The organism is Duganella caerulea (assembly GCF_040362985.1).
In the GTDB taxonomy this organism is placed as follows: Bacteria; Pseudomonadota; Gammaproteobacteria; order Burkholderiales; family Burkholderiaceae_D; genus Rugamonas; species Rugamonas vulcania.
Genome location: NZ_BPWJ01000011.1, coordinates 37,669 through 61,215, shown reverse-complemented (window position 1 = coordinate 61,215; position 23,547 = coordinate 37,669). Strand labels below are relative to the sequence as shown.

Below are 23,547 nucleotides of genomic sequence, written 5' to 3'. Positions count from 1 at the left end.
GTTCAAGGTCGCAGGATTTGCTACAATCAAAAGTCCACATTTCATTCGCAAGAGTCCTGAATTGATCGATCCATTCGCAGAAGTGGTAGCGTTGTTGCAGCCTGGGGCACCGCTCTCGAAAATCGTTGCCGGAGCTGGCGCGTGGCGGGTGCGGCGCTCGGAAATGGGGCAGCCTTTTTACTGCGCCGTCCTCGAGGGCAGCTGTGTTTTGACATTGGACCGGCGCACGCCCATCACACTCGGGGAAGGTGACTTCATCCTGATCCCTGCCGCGCATGATTTTGCGATGTCGAGCATCGTGCCGGCCGATCAGGAGCTGGATACGCCCCCGCTCGAACTCGGGCCTGGCGAGTTCAGGCTGGGGATTGCGCATGGTCCGCATGACGTTCGCCTGATCGTCGGCCACTGCGTTTTCGGTTCGCCGGATGCGGCTTTGCTCGTTTCGCTGCTGCCCGAGCTGATTCACGTGCACGGAGCGCGCAGGTTGGCATCGCTTGTCGAACTGGTGCGCGAAGAGTCCCGCGAGCAGCGACCTGCGCGCGATATCGTTTTGCAGAAAATGCTGGAGGTTCTTCTGATCGAAGCCATCCGCAGCCACGAAGTAAAACCAGAGTCGAAGGGTTTGTTGCGCGGGCTCGCCGACGAGCGCTTGGCGGCGGCGTTACGAGGAATGCATCGAGCTCCTGATCAGTCCTGGACCGTCGCACTGTTGGCGCAGGAGGCGGCCCTTTCCCGGTCGGCATTCTTTGCGCGGTTCACCGATGCCATGGGAATCGCGCCGATGAAATACCTGCTCACCTGGCGCATGGCGCTTGCAAAGAACCTGTTACGAAACGACTGCCGGATCGCGGACGTAGCCGAACGCGTCGGCTACAGCTCGGCAAGCGCCTTCAGCGTCGCGTTCTCACGCCATGTCGGAATGGCGCCGGTCCACTATGCACGGGAATGAATGAGCAGGACAGGGCGAGGATTTCCAGCGCTGGGACAAAAACGCCGGTCAGCATGGGGCGCCGGATGGGAAGGTCATGCGAGTCAGGGCGCGGCGCTGCGATTCAGGCGCACATAGGCGTCGAGCAGGTCCGTCTTGTAGACTGCGCCAAGTAGCACAGGCTTGGCCCTGCTCTCCACGGCCGGCAAGCGTTCGCCATGATGGCGATTGAACTGTTCGAACGCCTCATCGAGCGACATTTCTGGCGTGATGATGGCCAGGAAATCGCGGCGCAAGAGGTCTGCGGCCAGCAGGCTGCGGTGGAATGTGCCGTCGGCGACGGCCGCTGCAACTTCGCTCAGGGCCACCACGCCCTGGAAGAGCTGGGCATCGTCCACAACATAGACATATTTCACCGGATGGACACGAAACATCGCCGTGATGTCGTCCAGGGTTGCCCCCAACGTGATGACGGTTTCGGCGGGGCGGATGAGTTCGCGCATTTGCGTGCTCAGCAAACGCAGTCGCTCGCGCTCATCGCGGCTGCGTATGCTTGTGATGGCGTACATCGACGGACTACCGATGCCACGGGCCAGGAAATAGGCGAGCACGCAGGCCAGCATCAGCGGCAGCATGATGTGATAGCTGAGCGTCATTTCGAAGATCATCAGGATGGCCATCAGCGGCGCACCGGTGGCGGCGGCCAAGACCGCCCCCATGCCAACGATGACGAAGATCGCCGGCGTCGGCGCCACCGCCGGCCACAGCGCGATCACGGCCTGCCCGAACAACTGGCCTATGGCGGCGCCAAGAAACAGGGTAGGCGTGAAGATACCGCCGATGGCGCCTGAGCCGGTGGTAAACATCGTTGCGATGACCTTGCAAATCAAGACAGTCAGCACGGACGACCACAGCCATGGAGAATGAAGCATCGAATTGACGACGCTGTAGCCGTTGCCCCACACTTGTGGCACCCAGACCGAGACGATGCCGACCAGCAGTCCCCCAACGCCCAATCGTGCTGGCAAGGGGAGCACCGCGGTTTCGAATGTACGCTTGGACAGCGCCAGCAAGCGCAGGAATTGCGGCGCGATCAGGCCCGCGATGATGCCCAGTGCTATAAAAAGCGGCACCGCACCGTTGGGCACATCCGTCAGTGCCGGCATTTCATAGGTCGGCCGGTAGTTGGGGAAGCGGCGCATCGTAATATTTGCCATCACCGAGGCAATCATGATCGGCCCGAGGCTGTCCATGACCATGGTGCCCAATACGATTTCCGTGACAAAGAAGGCGCTGGCAATCGGTGCATTGTAGGCGGCCGTGATGCCGGCCGCCGCGCCGCAGGCAACCAGCAAACGCAGTCGCGGCGCATCGAAGCGTCTCAAGCGGCCGATCGAAGAGGCGCACATGGCCGCCAATTGCACCATCGAACCCTCGCGGCCGATCGAGCCGCCGGAGGCGATTGTGCAGAGCGAGGATGCGCTGTTGAGCAAAGTCTGGCGTACGGAAATGCGCCCGTCGCCCAGTGCGACGGCTTCCATATAATCGGCCGGCGCGTTGGCGGCATATCGTTTTGCAAAGACGAGGAAGAAACCGGCGACAACGCCACCGGCGGCGGGAAGCAGCACGCGCATCTGCCAGGGCAGGGCTGCGGCCATTTCGACGAACGATCCGCTGTGCCCGACGAGCAGCCACTGCATGCCGGCCAGGCCTTCGCGAAAGGCGATTGTCGCCAGCGCACCCGCCATGCCGACCAAGCCGGCCCACAGCATCATTGCCGGGGCGCCGGCAAAGCGGGGCAGCCGCTTCACGAGCGTGGAAAAGCCTGTCAGCTGGAAGGTCATGAATGCATCATCCCATATTTGGACTATGGGACCAAGATGCGCTGCGGTCCATGGTGCGAAGTCCGGAAACGACAACGCCCGCTGCATGGGCGGGCGCTTCTTGAGGCATGTTCTTGGTGGCCCGGGGCGGAATCGAACCACCGACACAAGGATTTTCAATCCTCTGCTCTACCAACTGAGCTACCAGGCCAAGGGCCGCAATTATAGCAGACGCCCCCAGGGGTTTGGCAAGGGCCTCTCCGCACTTTTATTGACAGTAATAATTTCGGGGTATAAGTTAGTTACTTTGCATGACATCGATAAGGAGCACTATGAAGCGGGCGACCTGGTTGGCGGCGGGATTGGTGGTGGCGGGTGCGGCGCATGGCGCCGATCTGTCGCCGGTGCAGAAGCAGATGCGCGAGATTTACCAGGAACTGGTGGAAACCAATACCACCAATTCCACCGGTTCCTGCACGGTCGCGGCCAACAAGATGGCCAAGCGCCTGAAGACGGCCGGCTACAAGGACGCCGACCTGCACCTGATCGTGCCGCCCGGCGGCCCCACCAAGGGCAACCTGGTGGCGCGCATCAAGGGCGACGGCAGCAAGAAGCCGCTGCTGCTGTTGGCCCACATCGACGTGGTCGAAGCCAACCGCGCCGACTGGGTGCGCGATCCGTTCAAGCTGGTCGAGGAGGACGGCATGTTCTACGCGCGCGGCGCCTCCGACGACAAGGCCATGGCCGCGTCCTTTGTCGCCAATATGATCCGCTACAAGAAGGAAAAGCTGGCGCCCAAGCGCGATATCGTCATGGCGTTGACCTGCGACGAGGAGATGGTGCCCAGTAAATTCGACGGCGCCGAGTACCTGTTCAACCACCACCGCTCGCTGATCGACGCCGAGATCGCGCTCAACGAAGGTGGCGGCGGACTGCTGGACAAGCAGGGCAAGCCGGTACGCCACGGCATCCAGGCCGGCGAAAAAATCTACCAGAGCTTCCAGCTGGAGGTGACCAATCCCGGCGGCCACAGCTCCGCCCCGTACCGCGACAACGCCATCTACCATCTGGCGGAAGGCTTGTCGCGCCTGGGCCGCTTCGCTTTCCCGTTCAAGCTGTCGGACGTGACGCGCTCCTACTACGAGCGCATGTCCAACGTGGAGCAGGGCCAGGTGGCCGCCGACATGAAGGCCATCCTCAGCGATACGCCCGACCCCGCCGCGCTGGAGCGCCTGTACGCGGTGAGCCCGGTGCACAACTCAACCGTGCGCACCACCTGCGTGGCGACCAGGGTCGATGCCGGCCATGCCGACAACGCGCTGCCGCAGCGCGCCCGCGCCACCGTCAACTGCCGCATCCTGCCGGACGAGAAGGTGGACGACGTGCAGGCCACGCTGCAGCGCGTGCTGGCCGATGACCAGATCAAGATCACCCGCATCGGCGAGGGCCTGAGCGCGCCGATGCCGCCATTGACGCCGACGCTGATGAAGGCGGTGGAGGAGATCAGCAACGATATGTGGCCCGGCGTGCCGGTGATTCCGACCATGTCGACCGGCGGCACCGACGGCCGCTTCCTCAACAGCGGCGGCATCTGGACCTACGGTATCAGCGGCATGTTCGCCGGCCCGGAGGGCAGCGGCGCGCATGGCTTGAATGAGCATATCCGCGTGAAGTCGCTGTACGACGGCCAGGAGTACCTGTACCGCCTGGGCAAGCGGCTGGCCACCGAGTAGCGCTTATTCCGGCACGACGATGCGCCAGCGCCACGGCTTGAGCACGGCCTGGCCTTCGTCGCCGGCTAGCTTGTACTTCTGCAGCGTGGCGGTCGGGTTGACGATCACGCGCACATTGTTCTTGCCCTGCTGGCGCTTGAAGGCGAACAGCTGCTCGTTGCCGACGTCGAGCAGCTGCACCGCGCCGCCGCTGGCGCCGTTCCACAGCGCCTGGTTTTCCTTCTTCAGCTGATTCAGGCCGGCGTAGAAGCCTTCCAGCTCGTAGCTCTTCCAGTCGATCGGATCTTTTTCGAAGAACTCCAGCTTCTTGTCCAGCCGCGCTTCCTGGCCGCTGTACACCAGCGGGATGCCGGGCAGGGTGTAGCTCAGCACCGTCATCGCGCCGTAGGCCGGGCCATACAGCTCCTTGTCCGTGCCCTGCCACGAGTTGATGTCGTGGTTGTTGGTGAACTGCAGGCGGTAGGCGTCGCGCGGGTAGGCCTTGGGTGGATTCGTCACGAAGGCTTTCAGTTCAGCCGCTCCGGCCTGGCCCTTGCCGATTTTTTGCATCAGCGCGTTGAGCGGCCAGTCGTAGCTGGCGTCGAACGCTTTCTCGTGCAGCGCCGGCTCGTCCGATTCGGCCAGCATGAACACCGGCTTGATTTTGTCGAGTTGCGTGCGCGCCTGGTTCCAGAATTCGGTCGGCACCAGGCCGGCGGCGTCGCAGCGGAAGCCGTCGATGCCGGCCTCGCGCACCCAGAACGCCATCGCGTCGGTCATCCCCTTCCACAGGTCCTTGTTGGCGTAATCGAGGCCGATCACGTCGGTCCATTCCTCGGTGCCGCCGGTTTCGTTCTTGAAGGTGACGGAGTGGATCTCGCCCTTGTCGTTCTTCTTGTACCAGTCGGGATGCTGGGTGGCCCAAGGATGGTCCCAGGCCGTGTGGTTGCCCACCCAGTCCAGGATCACGTGCATGCCCAGCGCGTGCGCCTGCTTGACCAGCTTGCGCAGGTCGTCCATGGTGCCGTAGTCCGGGCTGACGGCCTGGTAGTCCTTCACCGCGTAGTAGCTGCCCAGCGTGCCCTTGCGGTTCTGCTGGCCGATCGGGTGCAATGGCATCAGCCAGACGATGTCCACGCCCATCTGCTTGAGGCGCGGCAGGTTGGCGGCGAAGGCGCTCAGCGTGCCTTCCTTGCTGTACTGGCGCAGGTTCACTTCGTAGACATTGGAACTGCGCGACCAGGCCGGGTGCTTCACGGCGCTGGTTTCGGCGTGGGCCGCGAGCGGTCCAAACATGAGTGCTGCCAGCGGCAGCAGGGCGGCGAACTTTTTCATGGATCTCCTTATTTTTTCAGCGTGCGTTCGAACAGCTGGTAGATGCGGCGATATTCATCGTACCAGCTCTCCGGGTGGACGAAGCCGTGGCGCTCCATCGGGTACGGCGCCAGCTCCCAGTTATCTTTCTTCAGTTCGATGAAGCGCTGGGCCATGCGCACCGAGTCCTGGAAGAAGACGTTATCGTCGATCATGCCGTGGGCGATCAGCAGGTTGCCCTTCAGCTGATCGGCGTATTCGATCGGCGACGAGACCTTGTACGCGTCCGGGTCCAGCTCCGGCGTGTTGAGGATGTTGGCCGTGTATTCGTGGTTGTAGGTGGTCCAGTCGGTGACGGGGCGCAGCGCCGCGCCGGACTTGAACTGGTCCGGTGCGCGCAGCATCGCCATGAAGGTCATGAAGCCGCCGTAGCTGCCGCCGTAGATGCCGACGTTGGCGGGATCGCCCTGGTGGTTGGCTACCATCCAGTTCAAGCCGTCGACGTAGTCTTCCAGTTCCGGGTGGCCCATCTGGCGGTAGATGGCGGTGCGCCAGTTGCGGCCATAGCCCAGCGAGGCGCGGTAGTCCATGTCCAGCACGATGTAGCCTTTTTCCACCAGCAGGTTGTGGAACATCTGCTCGCGGAAGTAGACCGGGTAGCGCTTGGTGACGTTCTGCAGGTAGCCGGCGCCGTGCACGAACATCACGACCGGATATTTTTTACCCGCTTCCAGCGTGGCCGGGCGATACAGCTTGGCCCACACCGGGTCGGCGCCATGCGTGGACGGCACGGCGACGATCTGCGGCGTGATCCACTCGCGCGCCTTGAAGTCGGCGCTGCGGGTGTCGGTGAGCTGGGTGGCGGCGCCGCCGCTGCTGGCGACGGTGGCGATCTGCGTCGGCATGTAGGACGTGGAGTAGCGCACCAGCAGCTTGCGGCCGTCCGGCGACAGCGCGAAGCTTTCGACGCCGCCCAGCGATGTCAGCTCGCGCAGCGCGCCGTCCTTGGTCGAGGTGGAGCACACCTCGTAGGTGCCGGGCAGCTTGGGATTGCACAGGAAGTAGGCGGTGCTGCCGTCGGCGTTCCATTCGATCTCGCTGGTTTCCCATTTACCGGAGGTCAGCGCGCGCGCCTTGCCGTCGGCGGTCTGCATGTACAGGTGGGCGTAGCCGCTTTCCTCCGACTGGTACCACAGCGTGCTGTTGTCCGGCTGCCAGCCGAAGTCGTTGCCACGGTTGTTGACCCAGGCCGCGTCGCTCAGGCGGTGCACCGGTTTCAGTTTGGCGGCGGCCAGGTCGACGGTGGCGATCCAGCGGTCCTTGTTGTCGATCGCCTGCGCCATCACGGCCACCTGCGCGCCGTTGGCGCTCCAGCGGATCGAGTCCTCGCGGTTTTCGAAGCGCAGGCCGCGGTTGCCCTTGAGCGGGTCGAGCTTGTGCGCGGCGCGCAGCTCGGCCAGCGGATCGGTGGCGATGCCGGGCAGGGTGTCGAACGACAGGTCGCTCACCTTGCGGGTCGATAGTTCAACCAGTTTCAGTTGGTGCGGCTGCGGGCCGGTATCGCTGACGCGCTTGCGCTGGTCGTCGGTTTCCTCATAGCCCGATTCGGTGACGTACTTGGCCAGCTTGCCGATGCGGCGCTTGTCGCCGTCCTTGGCGCTGGTGACCACCAGCAGGTAGCGGCCGTCCGGCGACAGCGCGCTGGTTTCGATGACGACCTTCTCGCCGAGGTAGACGGGCAGCGGCGCGCGGGTGGCGTCGGCGCTGCGTTCGGCGTTGCGGCGGTCGCGGGTGGCGTCCTTCTCTTCCTTCAGGCGCGCCAGCGTGGAGAGCAGGCGCAGTTGCAGGTCGCGGCGGCTGTCGGCGTCGGGCGCGGCGTCCGGGTCCTTGGCGGTGCGCAGCAGCGCCACCGGCGACACCAGGCGCTCGGCGCGGCTCCAGCTGAACCAGTCGCTCCCGACGCGGAACTGCACGTGGGCGCCGTCGGCCGCGTATTGCGGATCGGTGGCCGGCGTGGTGCCGCGCAGGATCTGCGTCAGCGCGCCGGTCTTCAGGTCACGCTCGAACAGGTCGCCGTTGCGCAGCAGGATGGCGCGCGTGTGCTCGCGGTTGTAGACCGGCGCGGCGGCGTCCAGGTTGGCCAGCTGCTTGTCGTCGACCAGCCTGGCGGCGTTGGGGGCGGCGATCTGGAAGGTGTCGCGCAGCGGCGAGCCGGCGCGCTTTTGCTTGTAGTAGACCTGGCGGCTGTCCCAGCCCCACCACGCGGCTTCCACCGGATTGCCGATCCAGTCGGGATTGGACATCGCCTGGTCCAGCGTGATCGGGGTGCGGGTGGCGCCGGCGCTGGCGGCGAACGAGCCGGCCATGGCGGCGGCTAGGAAGGGCAGGACAAAACGCATTGGTTGGGTCGCTTTGAAGTTGGGTGAACGGGAGCGCCGGATCGCGGCGCGTCCGAGATTCTAGCCCAAGCTTCAGTAGCGGGCCATCTTGTCGGTCCGCCCATGGCCAGCGTCCGGGCCGCCGCGGCGTGGCGCCAGGCGCAGGGCCAGCATCAGGATGGCGCCGGCCGCCAGGTACATGGCGATCAGCACGGCCAGCGTGGCGGCGCTGCCGCCCCACGCCTGCATGCGCGCGCCGAGCGCGGGACCGAAGGCGCCGCCGGCCAGGCCGCAGCTGACCACCAGCGCGATGCCGGCCGCCGCGCGCCGGCGCGACAGCAGGTCGGTGGCGATGGCGATCAGCAGCGGCGCGGCCGAGGCGATGCCCAGCGACGCCAGCGCCAGCCCGGCCAGCGACCAGGCCATGCCGTTGTTGGCGGCGATGGCCAGCGCCAGGCCGCCGGCGGCCAGCACCATGCAGGCGACGAAGTGGCCGCGCCGTTCGCGCCGGCGGTCCGAGTCGTAGCCGATGGCGATCATGCCGGCCACGCCGGCCAGGTGCGGGATGGCGGCCAGCAGGCCAGGCTGCATATGGCTTTGTTCGGCCCAGCGCTGCACCAGCGCGGGCGCCCAGGAGGCCAGCGCGTAGCTGGCGCCGATCAGCAGCAGGTTGGCGGCGGCCAGCAGGCACAGGGCGCGGTCGCGCAGCAGCGAGGCGAGGACCGCGGTGAACGGCGCGTCGTCCGCCGGCTGGCCGGCCGGCGCGGCGGCCTGCAGCTGCGCCTCGTCGCGCTCCAGGTCCTGTTCGATCATCAGCTGTTCGAACGGCGACAGCCAGCCCGCGTCGTCGGGACGCTCGGCCAGGCAGGCGTAGGCGATCACGCCCAGCAGCGCGGCGGGCAGGCCTTGCGTCAGCAGCAGCCATTGCCAGCCCCGCATGCCGGCGGCGCCCTGCAATGCGGCCAGCGTGGCCTCGCTCAGCGGTCCGGCGCTGGCGGCGGCCAGCAGCGCGGCCGAGCCGAACACCGCGTACACGCGCGCGCGGCGCGCGGCCGGGTACCACCAGGTCAGGTAGAGGATCACGCCGGGATAGAAGCCGGCTTCGAACACGCCCTGCGCGAAGCGCAGCAAGTACAGTTCGAACGGCGTGCGGACGAAGGCGGCGGCGGCCGACGCCAAGCCCCAGCCCAGCATCATGCGCAGCAGCGTCTTGCGGGCGCCGATTTTTTCCAGCAGCAGGTTGGCGGGGAGCTGGCACAGGCAGCAGCCGGCGAAGAACAGGGCGGCGCCCCAGGCGTAGACGGCATCGCCGAAGGCCAGGCTGGCCTGCATCTGCCGCTGCGCGTAGCCGAGGTTGAGGCGGTCCAGGCAGGCGACCGCGTAGCACAGCATCAGCAGCGGCAGCAGGCGCCAGCCGACCTTGCGGTAAATGGCGTCCATGCCGGCGGCGCCGCGAAGGTGCAGTACGGTGGCGGAAGGGGTCTGCATGCAGACGATATTATCCGCACGTTTTTGCTTAGGCAAGCTTTAGCGGCGCGCCGCGGAACGCAAAACAACAGTGCGCCAAATGGGTGCGCCCGCGCTCGTGCCGGATCAGGCCGCCGCGGCGCCGGAGCCGCCGGCGTAGATGCGGGCGCGGCGTGGACGCAGCTCGGGCTGGGTGGCGGCGCCGTTGTCTTCCTGCGCCAGGAACTGGCTGCCGATCTCGAACCACTCTTCGCTGGAGATCACTTTTTGCGCCAGCGGCAGCAATTCCTGTTCTTCCTTGTCGAGGCGCTTGAGCAGGTTCTGGCAGTACAGGTCCACCGTGCGGCACAGGAACTTGCCTTGCGAGGCGCTGCGGCGCATGGCGCGGCGCAGGCACTTGTGCACCGCGTTGAGCATGGCGCCGCCAAGGCGGCTGAGCGATTCGAGGTCGTTGATCAGGGCGCCGCAGCTGGCGTCGGCCGCGCGCACGGCCGGCATCAGGCAGGCCTCGACCTTGCGCTGGTGGCGCGTTTCGGCAAAGGTGGTCAGTTCCTTGAGCTGGGACTCGATGAACACAGGATCAATCTCCTGCGGGCGGCGCGCGATCGCCTGCACGTACTGCAGCAGGCGTGCGATGAAGTGGCGTTCTTTCTTTTGTTCGATGGATAGTGTCAACAAGACATAGGTGGCAGTAAGCATAACGTTTCCCGTATTTCATCTGACTTCGGCTGCGCGGCAAGCGTTGGATGGCGGACGCGCCCGAGGTGGAGACTGCTACCTTAGCGCTGTGACGGGCTCATTCAACGTCGATTTACAATTGTTCACAACTGGTCGTGTAGCAATAACAGTATCGAAACAAGATCGCGAAGATTACCGGCGGGGAAAACGAATGTACGCATGTCAAGCCGGTCGTGAACATGCGCACTCTTCCTGACTGAGTGGGAAATTATGCACCTTTTTTGCTCGTGAAAATACGTGTTTTATTGCGTCGATCAAAAAATATTTTGTATCGGCCCCGGCGATTTTTCGCGGCGGCCAAATTATTACGATGCAGTATCCGGATAGCAACGCTCGGCTTGCCGGTCCTGGTGTAAGGTGGAATTGCTTTGCATTTGTCGATCGATGTGGACGGGGGGGAGCAATGAAAAAAATCATCGCCTTAACAGCCATCGGCGCCGCGCTGCACGCCACGGCGGCGCAGCCGGCAACCACCATACAACTGGCCAGCCTGGAGTGGATGCCTTTCAGCGGAGCGACCTTGCCCGGCGATGGCTTGTCCGGCACCGTCGTCGCGGAGGTGGAGAAGCGCCTGGGCAACAACGTCAAGGTCAAATATTTCGAGTGGAAGGAAACGGTCGCCAAGGGCGAGTCCGACCCCGAGTATGCGGGCTACTTTCCGGTGTACTACACGGCTGAACGAGCGGAGAGCAAATGCTACTTGTCCCAGCCGATCGGCAAGAGCGAGACCGGGATCGGCTACCTGAAGGAGACGCCGGTGCTGTGGAAAAAAACCAGCGACCTGGCGGCGTTCAAGATCGGCGTGGTGGAGGGCTATGCCAACAGCGCCGAGTTCGATGCCGCCGTGAAGCAGGGCAAGCAACCGGTGGAGGTGGTCAGCAGCGATACCAACAACGTGCGCAAGCTGGTGGGCAAGAAGGTGCCTGGCATCGTCATCGACAGGCTGGTGCTGCGTTACTTGACCTTGCACACCGGCGCCAGGGACAGCGTGATGTTCAGCGACCATCTGCTGACCGAAAGCACGCTGCACGTCTGCTTCCGCCGCTCGCCCGCCGGCAAGGCGATGCAGGAGGCGTTTGACGCCGAGTTGAAAAAGGTCGACATCGCCAAACTCGAAGCGGCCTACCTGAAGCGTCTGGAAGCGGACGCCAAGTAATAAGAACAGCCGGAGGGGGGGAATCATGCACCTGAACTGGACCAGGGTTTTTCGGGGCGGCGCGTTGTGCGCGGCTGTGTTCGTCTGCGGCGCGGCCTGCGGCGAGGACGCGTTGCACATCGGTGGCGCGATACGGTTTAATTACGTCTACAAGAACTGGCAGGCCGACCATCCGCACGGCTTCTTCGGACTGGACACGGCGCGCCTGGACGTCAACTACGACGATGGCCGGTGGCTCGGTTCCGGGCAATATCGCTACAACGATTTCCCGCAAGGGCAGGGCGATTACACCGAGCATTTCCTGCATCACGGCTGGGTCGGCATGCGCTTCGAGGACAAGAGCACCGTGCATGTGGGGCTGGATAAAATCCCGTTCGGCCTGCAGCCGTTCGCCTCCAACAACTTCTACGAATCGATCGCGTTCTACACCGGCCTCGAGGACATGTACGACCTGGGCGTGACCTACGCCAGCAAGCCCGGCGCGCTGGAATGGCAGCTCGGCTTCTATCCGCGCGATGGCGGATCGTACGGCGGCAGTTCCAACACGGCCGGGGCGTCGAACCGCTACTCGTTCAACATCGTCGCGGACGACGATGCGCAGGGTTACGGGACGGGCCAAAAGGACAGCGAGCGCAACACGCTGGTCGGGCGCGCCGCGTGGCACTTCGGCGCCGGCGATAAACAGGAGCTGGGCCTGTCCGGTCTGAGCGGCGAGATACGCAACGGCGCCGGCGAACACTCGCGCCGCAACGCCGTGGCCGTCCACTACAAGGGCGCTTTCGGGCCGGTCGGGGTGATGCTCGAAGCGCTGCGCTACAGCTACCACACGCGGCACGCGCCGGGCCAGACCTACGGCGGCCTGGACCCGAACAGCTTCGTGATGCTGGGCGCGTTCGGCTATCCCTATCCGGTGGCGGCCAAGGGCGACATCCTGGTGGCCAACCTTAGCTACGACATCACGGGATCGCTGGGGCCGTTCAGCGGCTTCAAGGTCTACAACGACTACAGCGTGCTGACCAAGCGCGTCGGCAACTACAAGGACTCGCAGCAGAACGTGACCGGGCTAAGCTTCTCCGCCGGAAAATGGTATTTCTACGCCGACTACATGCTGGGCCGGCACCAGCCGTACATGGGGCCGGATTTTGGCGGATTGGGCTCGACTTCCAGCAAATATGATAGTGTCACCCATCGGGTCAATCTGCAGGCCGGATACTATTTTTGATTGTCCGAGCCTGGAGATGGAACGATGCGTGGTGTGGCGATTATCCTGTGGTGGCTGCTTTGCGTATCGTTTGCCGGACTGGCCCGGGCGGAAACGGTCACCATCGCCACCGGCGAATTTCCGCCGTGGACCAGCGAAAGCGCGCGTTACGGCGGGTTCGTCAATCGCGTGGTCGCGGCCGCGTTCGCGCGGGTGGGGATCGACGTCAAGTTCAGCTACATGCCGTGGAAGCGCGCGGAAGCCGAGACCAGGGTGGGGCGCTACGACGCCAGCGCGTTCTGGTTCGCCAGTCCGGACAGCGAGGTCGACTTTATTTTGAGCGCCCCGATCTCCAGCCACAAGGAGGTGTTTTTCCATCTGAAATCCAAGCCGTTTCCACACTGGGAAACCTTGTCCGACCTGCACACCGTGAAAATCGGCGCCACGCTGGGGTACACCTACACCAGCGAATTCTGGGAACTGGCGCATGACGGCAAGATCAATGTGGAGGTGGCCGCTCGGGATGAGCTGAATCTGAAAAAAGTGGCCATCGGAAGGATCGACGCCTTTCCCATCGATGAGATGACCGGATGGCTGCTGCTGTCCAATCCCAAGCTGTTTCTTCCCGGAGTCAAGAATATGTTTGCGACGGACGCCCGGCCCTTGCGCGCGACGTCCGGCTACCTGCGCTTCCCCAGGCACCAGCCGCGCACCGCCCGACTGCTGGTGAAGTTCAATGCCGGCCTGCTGGCGCTCAAGAACGATGGCAGCTACGACCGGTATTTGCAGGACCTGATTTCCGGCGTCTATTGACCGGGCGGCCGGTGCGCCGCCCGATGCTTGCGTTGCACTATGCCGCGAGCGGCTCGCCCAGATAGATGCCGCGCGGGGCGGCGAGACCCTGCTTGACCTGGCGCGCGGTGTCGTCGGTGAGCACCTCGTCGTGGCCCGCCTCCAGCGCTTCCATGATGGCGCGGGCGATATCGGCCGGCGCCGATTTCGGCGCGTCGATGCCGTCGGTCATGTCGGTGTCCATATAGCCCATGTGGGCGCCCAGCACTTGCGTGCGTTGCGCATGCAGCTCGACGCGCAGGCCGTTGGTCAGCGACCAGGCGGCTGCCTTGGAGATGCTGTAGGTGCCGCCGGCCGGCATCGAGAACCAGCTGAGCGCGGACAGGATGTTGACGATGGCGCCGCCGCCGTTGCGCGCCAGCGTGGGGGCGAAGGCCTGGCTGATCGCCATCGGGCCGTACAGGTTGGTGTCCAGTTCGGCGCGCAGCGCGGCGGCCGCGTCCGGCGAGCCCACGGTGCTGCCGGTGAAGATGCCGGCGTTGTTGATCAGGATGGTCAGGTCGGGGATGGCCTGCGCGGCGGCGGCGATATCGGCCGGGTTGTTGACGTCGAGCTTGATCGGCGTGACGCCCGCCAGGGTGACGGCGGCTGGATTGCGCGCGCCGGCGTACACCTTGCGCGCGCCGGCGGCCAGCGCGGCTTGCGCCAGCGCGTTGCCCAGGCCACGGTTGGCGCCGGTGATGAGGATGACTGCGTCCTTGAGTTTCATGGTGATTCCTTTCAGTGAGAAGTGATGTAAAACAATATGACCGGTCGTCTTAAAATACGGTCAAAAAAAACCGCGTCACAACAGGATGCGGTTCAAAACCATGTCGGCATAGCGGTCCAGCGGCGCGCGGTTGTGCTCGGCCTTGGCGTGCAGCACCGCGCCTTGCCAGGCGTCGATGATGAAATGGGCCAGCTCCAGCGCCGGCTGCGTCGCGGCCACGCTGCCGTCGCGCTGGGCCTCGGCGATCACCGCCGCCAAGCGTTCGGCCCAGCCGTCGAAATTGCGGCGCAGCGACTCGCGCACGGCCGGGATCTGGGCCGACAGCTCGGCGCTGAAGTTGCCCATCATGCAGCCGCGGTTGTAGTCGGTGGCGGTGTTGAAGCCGATCAGCAGGTCGAAGTACTGGCGCAGCCTTTCCTTGGGCGGCAGGGCGTGGTCGTCCAGCACGGCGCAGTAGCCTCCGGCCTCCTCGGCGTAGCGCTCCAACACCTCCACCCCCAGCGTTTCCTTGCTGGCGAAGTGGTTGTAGAACGAGCCCTTCGGCACGCCGGCCGCCTCGGTGATGTCCTGCACGCTGGTGGCGTTGAAGCCCTTGCTGTGCAGCAGATCCAAGCCGGCGGCGACGAGTTGTTGTTTAACGTTAGGTTTAGCCATGCGTTTAATATGACTGGTCGTCTTAAAATAGTCAAGCATTATTTGCGGCGGCCCGCATCCCACGCATCGCCCTCTCAGCTAGCCGCATTGGTTTTTTTGAGCCATTCCGAGACGAATAGGCTGTAGTCATTGAACGTGATTTCGTCTGGAGAAATCCTGAACTGTTGGCACATGGCGGGCAGGTCAGCAGAAAATAAGGCGTAACGTGCAGTGATTTCCTTCCCGCCGGGGATAGTTGTTCGTCTTGACGCAGAACTCAACCAATTTCTGACGTGCCCGATGAGTAGCGCGCTATTTCCTGCATGTGAGCGAATATCCTGACCGGCGATATCGGAAAGGAATTTTTGATACCGGTATTCTTCCCGGTCCAAGATCAGCAGATTTTTCTTTTTTTGTTCTTCGTCGCCATACCTCCGGGCGCCCAGGAATAGCCCAAGTTCAAATGGCATGTTAAAACGGGGAAGCCCGTTCACCCGATCAAGTTCTGTGCGCGAGATATCGTGGATGCCGTACCGCGATATTTCAATCAATCGTCTAATCTTGTCGAAGCGGACGTCGCCGGCATCGTTTTCCTCCAAAGCGCAGCGCGGGACGAAGCCGCAATCATAGATGGCGAACACCATGGCATTTTGTAGTTCCTTATGGTCCTCGTCGAAAGGGCAATTAATGAAGACGTTGTCGTTGTAATTGTTTTTCGCATCCATTAGGCGCCTACTTCTTGTGCGCCAGGACTGCGCTCGCCACCGCACTGCGTACCGCTGCCCGTGAAAGGGTGCCAGCCTTTGGTGGCGACTTTACTATCCGGAGTGTGTTTTTCGTGGAGGCTCCGGTTTTTCCGTCCGCCCCGCTCGATTGCTTACGAAGGCTGCTCGCCTCTTTTTTCCCGGTTGCCATCCCTGCCTCCACTGGACGATTCGTCCCATTTAAAAAACCACTCCAGTCTACACCCGCATAACTCTTTTGCTTGCTGCACTGCGATCTTGGTATCATGCCGGCAGCCGGCCACCAGCCGGTATTTTTCTTATAACGTCGGAGATCACCGAATGAGACTATCACTGCTGCTGTTGGGGACCGCTGTCGCGGCTTCCAGCGCCATCGCCGCGCCGCGCGGTTTCACCGTTGAGGATATGGTCAAAATGGAGCGCGCAGGCAGCCCAGTGCTGTCGCCGGACGCTTCCCGCATCGTCTACACGGTCCGTTCCACCAACATGGACAAGAACCGCGGCAATACCCAATTGTGGATGCTGGACCTGCGCGCGCCCAAGGCCGCGCCGGTGCGCCTGACCCAGGCCGACGCCAGCAGCAGCGATCCCGAATGGTCGCCGGCCGGCGACGCCGTGTACTTCCTGTCGGCCCGCTCCGGCTCGCAGCAGGTATGGCGCCTGCCGCTGGCCGGCGGCGAGGCGGCGCGCGTGACCGACCTGCCGCTGGACGTGGAAAACTTCCGCCTGTCGCCGCAGGGCGACCGCCTGGCGCTGAGCCTGGCCGTGTTCCGCGATTGCGCCGACCTGGCCTGCAGCAAGGCCCGCCTCGACGCGCAGGGCAAGGTCAAGGCCAGCGGCAAGGTCTACGACAAGCTGTTCGTGCGCCACTGGGACACCTGGGCCGACGGCCGCACCAACGTGCTGTACGCGGCGCCGATCGACGCCAGCGGCAAGGTCAGCGCGCAGCCGGTCAGCCTGTCCGGCACGCTCGACGGCGACGTGCCGTCCAAGCCGTTCGGTGACCATGACGAGTACCACTTCAGCCCCGACGGCAAGACCGTGGTGTTCTCGGCCCGCATCGCCGGCAAGACCGAGGCGTGGTCGACCAACTTCGACGTCTACACCGTGCCAGCCGAGGGCGGCGCGGTCAAGAACCTGACCGCCGACAACCAGGCGTGGGACACCAAGGCGATCTACTCGCCGGACGGCAAGACCCTGGCCTACCTGGCGATGGACAAGCCCACTTTCGAGGCCGACCGCTTCCACCTGGTGCTGATGGACGTCGCCACCGGCAAGAAGCGCACCGTGGCCGACCACTGGGACCGCTCGATCGCCGACTACCGCTGGACGCCGGACAGCAAGACCCTGCTGGCCAGCGCCGACGACATCGGCCAGCACCGCCTGTTCGCCATCGACGCCGCCAGCGGCAAGGTGGCGCCGCTGACCGGCAACGGCTACGTCAGCGGCTTCGACGTGGCGCGCGACACCGTGGTCATGGCGCAGGCCAACCTGGCCTCCGGCGCCCAGCTGTTCAAGTTCAAGCTCGGCGGCACGGCCGACAAGGCGCAGCAGCTGACCACGCTGAACGCGCAGGCGCTGGCCGACGTCAAGTTCGGCGAGTACGAGCAGTTCTCCTTCACCGGCGCCAACGGCGAGACCGTCTACGGCCACGTGATGAAGCCATGGAACGCCCAACCCGGCGTGAAGTACCCGATCGCCTTCCTGGTGCACGGCGGTCCGCAGGGCAGCTTCGGCAACTCGTGGAGCTACCGCTGGAATCCGCAGGTGTACGCCGGCGCCGGCTATGCCACCGTGTTCATCGACTTCCACGGTTCGACCGGCTACGGCCAGAAGTTCACCGATTCGATCAGCGGCGACTGGGGCGGCAAGCCGCTGGAAGACCTGCAAAAAGGCCTGGCCGCGGCGGTGCAGAAATTCCCGTGGCTGGACCGCGAGCGCAGCTGCGCGCTGGGCGCGTCCTACGGCGGCTACATGATGAACTGGATCGAAGGCAGCTGGCCGGACGGCTTCAAGTGCATCGTCAACCATGACGGCGTGTTCGACACGCGCGGCATGGCCTACGCCACCGAGGAGATCTGGTTCACCGAATGGGAAAACGGCGGCGCCTACTACGACGTGCCGGAACTGCACGAGAAGTTCAACCCGGCGCTGAAGGTGAAGAACTGGAAGACGCCGATGCTGGTGGTGCAGGGCGACCTGGACTTCCGCATCCCGACCACGCAGGGCCTGGGCACCTTCACCGCGCTGCAGCGGCGCGGCATCCCGAGCAAGCTGCTGATGTTCCCGGATGAGAACCACTGGGTGCTGAAGCCGGCCAACTCGGTGCTGTGGCACCACACGGTGATCGACTGGCTCGATACCTACCTGAAGAAATAATCAACCAGTTTAACGACGCAACGCCCGCAGCCACTGCGGGCGTTGCCGCATTCAAGGAACATCCATGAAAAAATCCATGATCGTGGCCGCCGTCGCGCTGGCCTATGGCGCCGCGCAGGCCGCCACACCGGCCACCACCGCGCCGCGCGCGGAAAACGCCTTCCTGTCGCAGGCCGATGCCGCCGCCCGCTCGGCGCGCGTGTCCAATGTCGACTACACGCTGGACTTCACGCTGACCGGCAAGGAAACCTTCTCCGGCACCACCACGCTGGCCTTCGACCTGAGCGACGCCAGCGCGCCGCTGACCATCGACCTCGACAAGGCCAACATCCTCAGCCTGACCGTCAACGGCAAGGAAGTCGCGCCGCAGTACAACCAGTGGTTCATCACCATCGCCCCGGCCGACCTGAAGGCAGGGCGCAACAGCGTCACCGTCAGCTACACGCGCCTGCACAGCACCAACGGCGAGGGCCTGCACCGCATGGTCGATCCGGTCGACCACCGCGTCTACACCTACTCGCACTTCGAGCCGGCCGCCGCGCATCAGATGTTCCCGGTGTTCGACCAGCCCGACCTGAAGGGCACGTATGAAATCACCGTCACCGCGCCGGCGGACTGGGTGGTGTCGTCCACCAAGCGCGAGACCGGCATCCAGGATATCGGCAACACCAAGCGCTGGACCTTCCCGCGCACCAAGAAACTGAGCTCGTACAACTTCGCCATGCACGCCGGCCCGTATAAGGTGTGGGAAGACCACAGCGGCCCGTATCCGCAGCGCCTGTTCGCGCGCCAGTCGGTGGCCGCGCAGGTGTCGCCGCAGGACTGGTTCAACTACACGCGCCGCGGCCTGGCCTTCTTCGACCGCTACTTCGGCGTGCCTTACCAGTTCGAGAAATACGACCAGCTGCTGGTGCCGGACTTCCTGTACGGCGCGATGGAAAACGCGGCGGCGATCACCTTCGCCGAGGGCCGCTTCCTGCACCAGGACGAGATGACGGCGGCGCAGAAGCAGAACCTGGCCGGCGTCATCATGCACGAGATGGCGCACCAGTGGTTCGGCGACCTGGTGACGATGAAGTGGTGGAACGGCCTGTGGTTGAACGAGAGCTTCGCGTCCTTCATGGGCACGCTGGCGACCGCCGAATCGACCGAGTTCACCAACGCCTGGCAGGGTTTCTACTCGGGCGCCAAGCAGGGCGCCTATGTGCAGGACCAGCGTGTGACCACGCACGCGATCGAGACGCCGGTGCCATCCACCGCCAACGCCTTCGACAACATCGATGCCATCACCTACTCCAAGGGCGCGTCGACCTTGAAACAGCTGCGCCACCTGCTGGGCGAGGAAGTGTTCCGCCAGGGCGTGCACAACTACCTGGTCAAGTACTCGTATCAAAACGCGAAGCTGGACGACTTCATCGGCAGCCTGGGCGAGGCCGCGCACCGCGACCTGAGCGGCTGGACCAGGCAGTGGCTGTACGAGCCGGGCGTGAACACCATCGCGGCGGAATACAGCTGCGCGGCCGGCAAGATCAGCAGCTTCAAGCTGCGCCAGAGCGCGCCAAGCAAGGCGATGCCGACGCTGCGCGAACAGCGCGTGCAGATCGGCCTGTTCAACCTGGGCGCGGACGGACTGGCGCTGAGCAAGAACGTGGCCGTCACCTACCAGGGCGCGGTCACCGCCGTGCCGGAACTGAAGGGCGCGGCTTGCCCGGACCTGGTCTATCCGAACTACCAGGACTGGGGCTACGCGCAGGTGCAGCTGGATAAAAAATCCTTCGCCACCGCGCAGTCCAGCCTGGGCAAGGTGGACGATCCGCTGCTGCGCTCGATGCTGTGGCAAAGTCTGTGGGACGGTGTGCGCGCCGCCAAGCTGCCGCTCAACGAGTTCCTGAAAGCCGCGCTGGCCAACGCGCCGGGCGAGAAGGATTACACGCTGCTGGGCGACATCACCGGCAAGATCCGCGCTTCCAAGGCCTACCTGGACAAGATGGGACCGTCGGCCGCCGCCTACACGGCGCAGATGTCGGTGCAGCTGGAGCAGATGGCCTTCGCCGCCGCCAACGCCGCCAGCGGCGACAAGAACTTCCAGCGCCGCTGGTTCTCGACTTATGTGGACGTGGCCAGCAGCCCGGCCGCGTTGGCGCAGCTGGCCGACATCCTGGCCGGCAAGCTGGTGGTGCCGGGGCTGAACGTCAGCCAGGACGTGCGCTGGGATATCGTCAACCGCCTGAACCGCTACGCCTATCCGGGCGCGGCGGCCTTGCTGGCGGCTGAGCAGGCGCGCGACCCGTCCGACAGCGGCCAGGCCGCCGCGCTGTCAGCCGCCGTGGTGCAGCCGGATGCCAAGGTCAAGGCCGAATGGCTGGCCAATATCGCCGACCTGCAGACCAAGCTGCCGTTCTCGAAGGTGCGCCGGGCGATGGAAAGTCTGTATGCGCCGGAGCAGGGCGCGTTGAGCGAGTTGAGCGCGGCGCAACGCCTGGCGCAGCTGGGGCAGGTCGACAAGGCGGCCGGTCCGGTGTTCATGCGCTCGTACGCCAACACGATGATTCCGGCCAATTGCACGCCGGCCAGCGTGCAGCGCTTGCAGGGTGCGATTGGCAAGTTGAAGGACTTGTCGGCCGGCACCCGGCGCGCGCTGCTGGTGACGCATCAGGAAGACGAACGCTGCGTGGCCATCAAGAAGGCGATGACGGTCAATTAGAGTTTTGCACGCAGTGGCCGGCGCGGCAGACTGCGCCGGCGTCCACTGCCATCATGCAGTTCGACAGCACGTGGCCGCGCTTGTCTTCTTCGACGCGGGCGGCGGCGTGCTGCGCCACCAACTGCTTGAGCTTGGCGCCATCCTGCGCGCGATCCGACCACGCGATGTAGCGCTCCGGCCCGCCACAAGCCTTGGCGCCGACGGCGATGGTGTGGCATTGGCTGTCGCGGTCGCAGCCGGTGTCGGCGTTCTGGGCTTCGATCTGTTGCCACAGTGACGCCGCCTTTGTGTTGGCAGTGTTGGCGGGCGGCGCGCTCTGGCAGGCGGCGGCGATCAGCATCAGCGCGCCGACGGCGGCCAGGCGCAGGGGGAGGATAGGTTTTTTCATCGTCACATCATGTGCCTGTTCTCCATGTTTTACAAGCGTTCTCCGAGGCGTGCCTTGCGCGCCACCCCGTCCGGGCCGAACAGGATGACGAAATCGGCATAGCGCGGCTGGCCGTCGACGGCGCGCTGCAGCGATGGATAGCGGTAGCGCCACAGCTGGTAGCCGCTGTCGAAACGGACCACGGTGGCCGGGCCCAGCGCGGCCTGCATCTGCCGCATGCCGCGGTGGTCGTCGGCCACGGCGATGTCGGCTGCTGCTGGCGGATCGTCCTGGTAACTCAATTCCAATAGCGTGTCGTCGGACCAGTTGCGGTCCCACAGCGGCGCGTAGAAGCTGCGGTCCAGCAGCACCTGGCAATCGCAGAAGGGCAGCGTGGCCGGCGTCTGCGTGCCGCCAGCGAACAACATGTCAAACGGCAGCGCCTCGCTGCGCGCGCCATCGTGCAGCGTGACGGCAAACAGCGGCCGTTCACTGAAGAACAGGTAATTGCCTTGCGGTGAGGTGCAGACGCGGTCTGGATCGGCGAATAGCTCGCCCAGCCAGGCGAACATCTTGGCGTTGTTCGACACCAGCCTGGCCTGCATGCCGACCAAACACTCCAGCCGCAGATCGCCCAGCCGCCGCATATTGGCCGGCACGCCGGGACTGCGCACCTGCGCGCGCCAGGTCAGCGTGCTGGTCTTGCTGCTGGCGATCAGCGCCGCGTCCTCCTTCAGCGCCTGCTCGTTGGCCGGCAGCGTGAAGGTGTGGTCGGGCGCCACCGCGACAGGCAGCGACAGCGTGTCGCCAACCACGCGCAGGGTGATGCCGTCGAGCCGGGTGGTGGGCAGGCGCGGCAGCAGTTCGAAGCGCAGCGTGGCCTGCGGCGCCAGCGCGTGATCGCGTTCGAAGCGCTGCATGCCGGCGATCATCTTGCGGTAGGACTTGTCGACCGGGTCGCGCGTGGCCGTGACCGTCACGCGAGGCGGTTCGGCTTGCTGGGCATGGGCGGCGCCGGCCAGCGCCGCAGCCAGCAGCCAGACGTGGACTCGATTGCGCATCGCCGTTCCTTCCGGCTAAAACCTCATGGTAGAGCCTTGCGCGTCACGGCGGCGCACCGCTGGGCGGTGGCTCAGCGGCCTGTCACCGGCGCCACGTCCGCGCGGGTTGGGGCGGGCCGGTCGGCGGCGGGCTGGCGGGTTTTCTGCTGCTCGATCCAGCGCAGCAGGTCGCGGCCGAACACGCGGGTGCGGGCGGTGTCGAGCTGGCGTTTCTTGTAGGCGTCGTGGCTGGCCGGGCCGGTCAGGCTGCGCTGGTAGCTGGCCTCGTCCATCAGCTGGATCTCGTACTCGAAGAAGAAGCCGACGTCGTAGTCCTGCTCCGGTCCGGCGTCGAGCTGTTGCACGTGGATCATCTTGCGCACCGTCACCTGGATGCTGTTGAAGCCGCTGCCGCTGTGCGGATTGTCGCAGCGCGTTTGCGGCTGCGCCAGCTCGGCCAGCTCCGCGTCCATGGTTTGCAGCAGCGCGGCCGGATACTCGTCGCTGTGCTCGAGCTGGGCGCGGTACTTGATGAAGATCTGCTTGGCCGCCTCCAGGTCCAGCAGGGTGTTGCGGGTGCGTTCGGCGTCGACGTTGGTGATCGACAGCAGGTGCGCGCGCTGCAGCGTGCGCAGCGCCAGCAGGCATTCGAAGCGGGTGGCGAACACCAGCCGCACGCCGAGGTGGTCGAAGATGTCGGCGGCCAGGTAGGCGGCCTTCTGCAGCAGCTTGAGCAGGATGCTGTTGCGGCCCTTGTTGTCCTTGCGGTCGTAGTGCAGCATCGGCAGGCAAACTTCGCCGTCGGTCAGGTAGTGGCGCTCGCCGTCGTGGCGGATCACCTCGTCGAGCGTGCCGAACACCTGGGCGCGGATGGCGTGGAAGTGGCGCAGCTTGAGGTTGTTGTCGATGTAAAAAATCCCGTGCATGACCTTGAGCACCGCGCACGACCACATGCGCCGCACGTCCACGTGCTGGCCGCGCAGCGAGGCGTACACCAGCAACTGCAACGGGTCGTCGGGATGGGCGACCTCGTGCGGAATCAGCGCGGCCTGTTCCGGCGTCAGGAAGCTGTGCAGGATGAAGTCGACCGCCTCGCGGTGGGCGCGGCGTATCACCGACGCCGTGGCGGGCTGGTCCAGGTCGAAGCCGTACTCGCGCACGAACTGCCGGGCGTCGTGCAGATTGCGCAAGGCCAGCGCGCCCAAGTCGATCGCCGACACGCCGTTGGCGATCGCGTTGAGATAGCTCCAGTTGAGCGAGAACTTGCCCCCGCTCTTGAGCGAGGCTTTGAGTTCGGACATGGCATCAGACGCAGGCTGTGATGATTCAGTATCGCAGCCCATTTGCCCAGCGTCAATGCTGCACCGCCGCACCGTGCGGGCGGCTTATCCGACTTGAGTCTA

General features: G+C 64.7%; 18 protein-coding genes and 1 tRNA gene. 7 read left to right on the top strand and 12 right to left on the bottom strand.

Annotation, left to right across the window (positions count from 1 at the left end; all coding sequences use genetic code 11):
• Positions 1 to 61 precede the first annotated feature (61 nt).
• Complete coding sequence (locus ACUJB0_RS27165; protein WP_444847962.1) at positions 62 to 949, top strand: AraC family transcriptional regulator; 888 nt, start codon at positions 62 to 64, stop codon at positions 947 to 949.
• An 83-nt stretch (positions 950 to 1,032) separates the two neighbouring features.
• Here the strand turns inward: ACUJB0_RS27165 and ACUJB0_RS27160 are convergent, their stop codons facing one another.
• A complete protein-coding gene (locus ACUJB0_RS27160) occupies positions 1,033 to 2,772 on the bottom strand; it encodes a ClcB-like voltage-gated chloride channel protein (RefSeq protein ID WP_444847961.1) in 1,740 nt (579 codons plus the stop codon).
• Positions 2,773 to 2,886: 114 nt separating this feature from the next.
• Positions 2,887 to 2,962 (bottom strand) — tRNA-Phe (locus ACUJB0_RS27155).
• Positions 2,963 to 3,083: 121 nt separating this feature from the next.
• Here ACUJB0_RS27155 and ACUJB0_RS27150 point away from each other — a divergent pair.
• Positions 3,084 to 4,484 carry a M20/M25/M40 family metallo-hydrolase gene (locus ACUJB0_RS27150; protein WP_444847960.1) on the top strand — a complete coding sequence of 467 codons (1,401 nt, stop codon included), beginning with the start codon at positions 3,084 to 3,086 and terminating at the stop codon, positions 4,482 to 4,484.
• A 3-nt stretch (positions 4,485 to 4,487) separates the two neighbouring features.
• On the opposite strand, the gene ACUJB0_RS27145 is transcribed toward ACUJB0_RS27150, so the two are convergent.
• The 4 genes from ACUJB0_RS27145 to ACUJB0_RS27130 all read right to left on the bottom strand — a co-directional run bounded on the left by ACUJB0_RS27145 (position 4,488) and on the right by ACUJB0_RS27130 (position 10,321).
• A complete protein-coding gene (locus ACUJB0_RS27145) occupies positions 4,488 to 5,798 on the bottom strand; it encodes an alpha-amylase family glycosyl hydrolase (RefSeq protein ID WP_444847959.1) in 1,311 nt (436 codons plus the stop codon).
• An 8-nt stretch (positions 5,799 to 5,806) separates the two neighbouring features.
• Positions 5,807 to 8,176 (bottom strand): S9 family peptidase, encoded by a 2,370-nt coding sequence (locus ACUJB0_RS27140; protein ID WP_444847958.1) that lies wholly within the window; start codon positions 8,174 to 8,176, stop codon positions 5,807 to 5,809.
• A 72-nt stretch (positions 8,177 to 8,248) separates the two neighbouring features.
• A complete protein-coding gene (locus tag ACUJB0_RS27135) occupies positions 8,249 to 9,643 on the bottom strand; it encodes an MFS transporter (RefSeq protein ID WP_444847957.1) in 1,395 nt (464 codons plus the stop codon).
• A gap of 105 nt (positions 9,644 to 9,748) precedes the next feature.
• Positions 9,749 to 10,321: a hemerythrin domain-containing protein gene (locus ACUJB0_RS27130; RefSeq protein ID WP_161086375.1), complete on the bottom strand. Its 573-nt coding sequence runs from the start codon at positions 10,319 to 10,321 to the stop codon at positions 9,749 to 9,751.
• 442 nt (positions 10,322 to 10,763) lie between these two features.
• Here ACUJB0_RS27130 and ACUJB0_RS27125 point away from each other — a divergent pair, with 442 nt between their 5' ends.
• From ACUJB0_RS27125 to ACUJB0_RS27115, 3 genes are read left to right on the top strand one after another with little or no spacing between them, the layout of a single operon-like run.
• On the top strand, positions 10,764 to 11,516 hold the full coding sequence (locus tag ACUJB0_RS27125) for a substrate-binding periplasmic protein (protein WP_444847956.1): 753 nt from the start codon (positions 10,764 to 10,766) through the stop codon (positions 11,514 to 11,516).
• Between the two features lie 25 nt (positions 11,517 to 11,541).
• Complete coding sequence (locus tag ACUJB0_RS27120; protein WP_444847955.1) at positions 11,542 to 12,738, top strand: hypothetical protein; 1,197 nt, start codon at positions 11,542 to 11,544, stop codon at positions 12,736 to 12,738.
• 24 nt (positions 12,739 to 12,762) lie between these two features.
• Positions 12,763 to 13,530: a substrate-binding periplasmic protein gene (locus ACUJB0_RS27115; protein ID WP_444847954.1), complete on the top strand. Its 768-nt coding sequence runs from the start codon at positions 12,763 to 12,765 to the stop codon at positions 13,528 to 13,530.
• Between the two features lie 37 nt (positions 13,531 to 13,567).
• On the opposite strand, the gene ACUJB0_RS27110 is transcribed toward ACUJB0_RS27115, so the two are convergent.
• From ACUJB0_RS27110 to ACUJB0_RS27100, 3 genes are all read right to left on the bottom strand, one after another.
• Entirely contained in the window at positions 13,568 to 14,278 is a 711-nt protein-coding gene (locus ACUJB0_RS27110) for an SDR family oxidoreductase (protein ID WP_444847953.1), read from the bottom strand.
• 75 nt (positions 14,279 to 14,353) lie between these two features.
• A complete protein-coding gene (locus tag ACUJB0_RS27105) occupies positions 14,354 to 14,932 on the bottom strand; it encodes a TetR/AcrR family transcriptional regulator (RefSeq protein ID WP_444847952.1) in 579 nt (192 codons plus the stop codon).
• Positions 14,933 to 15,006: 74 nt separating this feature from the next.
• The gene (locus ACUJB0_RS27100) at positions 15,007 to 15,636 is read right to left on the bottom strand and encodes a hypothetical protein (protein ID WP_161086380.1); all 630 of its coding nucleotides are present in this window, start codon (positions 15,634 to 15,636) and stop codon (positions 15,007 to 15,009) included.
• A gap of 339 nt (positions 15,637 to 15,975) precedes the next feature.
• On the opposite strand from ACUJB0_RS27100, the gene ACUJB0_RS27095 reads away from it, so the two are divergent.
• Both ACUJB0_RS27095 and pepN read left to right on the top strand, forming a co-directional pair.
• Entirely contained in the window at positions 15,976 to 18,033 is a 2,058-nt protein-coding gene (locus tag ACUJB0_RS27095; RefSeq protein WP_444847951.1) for a S9 family peptidase, read from the top strand.
• Positions 18,034 to 18,097: 64 nt separating this feature from the next.
• Positions 18,098 to 20,737: an aminopeptidase N gene (gene pepN, locus ACUJB0_RS27090; RefSeq protein ID WP_444847950.1), complete on the top strand. Its 2,640-nt coding sequence runs from the start codon at positions 18,098 to 18,100 to the stop codon at positions 20,735 to 20,737.
• Here the strand turns inward: pepN and ACUJB0_RS27085 are convergent.
• From ACUJB0_RS27085 to ACUJB0_RS27075, 3 genes are all read right to left on the bottom strand, one after another.
• On the bottom strand, positions 20,730 to 21,125 hold the full coding sequence (locus tag ACUJB0_RS27085; protein WP_444847949.1) for a hypothetical protein: 396 nt from the start codon (positions 21,123 to 21,125) through the stop codon (positions 20,730 to 20,732). The genes pepN and ACUJB0_RS27085 overlap by 8 nt on opposite strands.
• Before the next feature lie 29 nt (positions 21,126 to 21,154).
• Positions 21,155 to 22,165: a hypothetical protein gene (locus tag ACUJB0_RS27080; protein ID WP_444847948.1), complete on the bottom strand. Its 1,011-nt coding sequence runs from the start codon at positions 22,163 to 22,165 to the stop codon at positions 21,155 to 21,157.
• Between the two features lie 71 nt (positions 22,166 to 22,236).
• Positions 22,237 to 23,445, bottom strand: a complete 1,209-nt coding sequence (locus tag ACUJB0_RS27075; protein ID WP_444847947.1) for a TIGR04552 family protein — start codon at positions 23,443 to 23,445, stop codon at positions 22,237 to 22,239.
• Between the last annotated feature and the right edge of the window lie 102 nt (positions 23,446 to 23,547).

What these genes read in the sequence shown, in the direction of transcription:
- ACUJB0_RS27085 (WP_444847949.1), bottom strand. Translation starts at nt 21,125, where the DNA reads ATGAAAAAACCTATCCTCCCCCTGCGCCTGGCCGCCGTCGGCGCGCTG.
- ACUJB0_RS27075 (WP_444847947.1), bottom strand. Translation starts at nt 23,445, where the DNA reads ATGTCCGAACTCAAAGCCTCGCTCAAGAGCGGGGGCAAGTTCTCGCTC.
- pepN (WP_444847950.1), top strand. Translation starts at nt 18,098, where the DNA reads ATGAAAAAATCCATGATCGTGGCCGCCGTCGCGCTGGCCTATGGCGCC.
- ACUJB0_RS27145 (WP_444847959.1), bottom strand. Translation starts at nt 5,798, where the DNA reads ATGAAAAAGTTCGCCGCCCTGCTGCCGCTGGCAGCACTCATGTTTGGA.
- ACUJB0_RS27160 (WP_444847961.1), bottom strand. Translation starts at nt 2,772, where the DNA reads ATGACCTTCCAGCTGACAGGCTTTTCCACGCTCGTGAAGCGGCTGCCC.
- ACUJB0_RS27140 (WP_444847958.1), bottom strand. Translation starts at nt 8,176, where the DNA reads ATGCGTTTTGTCCTGCCCTTCCTAGCCGCCGCCATGGCCGGCTCGTTC.
- ACUJB0_RS27125 (WP_444847956.1), top strand. Translation starts at nt 10,764, where the DNA reads ATGAAAAAAATCATCGCCTTAACAGCCATCGGCGCCGCGCTGCACGCC.
- ACUJB0_RS27110 (WP_444847953.1), bottom strand. Translation starts at nt 14,278, where the DNA reads ATGAAACTCAAGGACGCAGTCATCCTCATCACCGGCGCCAACCGTGGC.
- ACUJB0_RS27115 (WP_444847954.1), top strand. Translation starts at nt 12,763, where the DNA reads ATGCGTGGTGTGGCGATTATCCTGTGGTGGCTGCTTTGCGTATCGTTT.
- ACUJB0_RS27080 (WP_444847948.1), bottom strand. Translation starts at nt 22,165, where the DNA reads ATGCGCAATCGAGTCCACGTCTGGCTGCTGGCTGCGGCGCTGGCCGGC.
- ACUJB0_RS27130 (WP_161086375.1), bottom strand. Translation starts at nt 10,321, where the DNA reads ATGCTTACTGCCACCTATGTCTTGTTGACACTATCCATCGAACAAAAG.
- ACUJB0_RS27095 (WP_444847951.1), top strand. Translation starts at nt 15,976, where the DNA reads ATGAGACTATCACTGCTGCTGTTGGGGACCGCTGTCGCGGCTTCCAGC.
- ACUJB0_RS27120 (WP_444847955.1), top strand. Translation starts at nt 11,542, where the DNA reads ATGCACCTGAACTGGACCAGGGTTTTTCGGGGCGGCGCGTTGTGCGCG.
- ACUJB0_RS27105 (WP_444847952.1), bottom strand. Translation starts at nt 14,932, where the DNA reads ATGGCTAAACCTAACGTTAAACAACAACTCGTCGCCGCCGGCTTGGAT.
- ACUJB0_RS27100 (WP_161086380.1), bottom strand. Translation starts at nt 15,636, where the DNA reads ATGGATGCGAAAAACAATTACAACGACAACGTCTTCATTAATTGCCCT.
- ACUJB0_RS27150 (WP_444847960.1), top strand. Translation starts at nt 3,084, where the DNA reads ATGAAGCGGGCGACCTGGTTGGCGGCGGGATTGGTGGTGGCGGGTGCG.
- ACUJB0_RS27135 (WP_444847957.1), bottom strand. Translation starts at nt 9,643, where the DNA reads ATGCAGACCCCTTCCGCCACCGTACTGCACCTTCGCGGCGCCGCCGGC.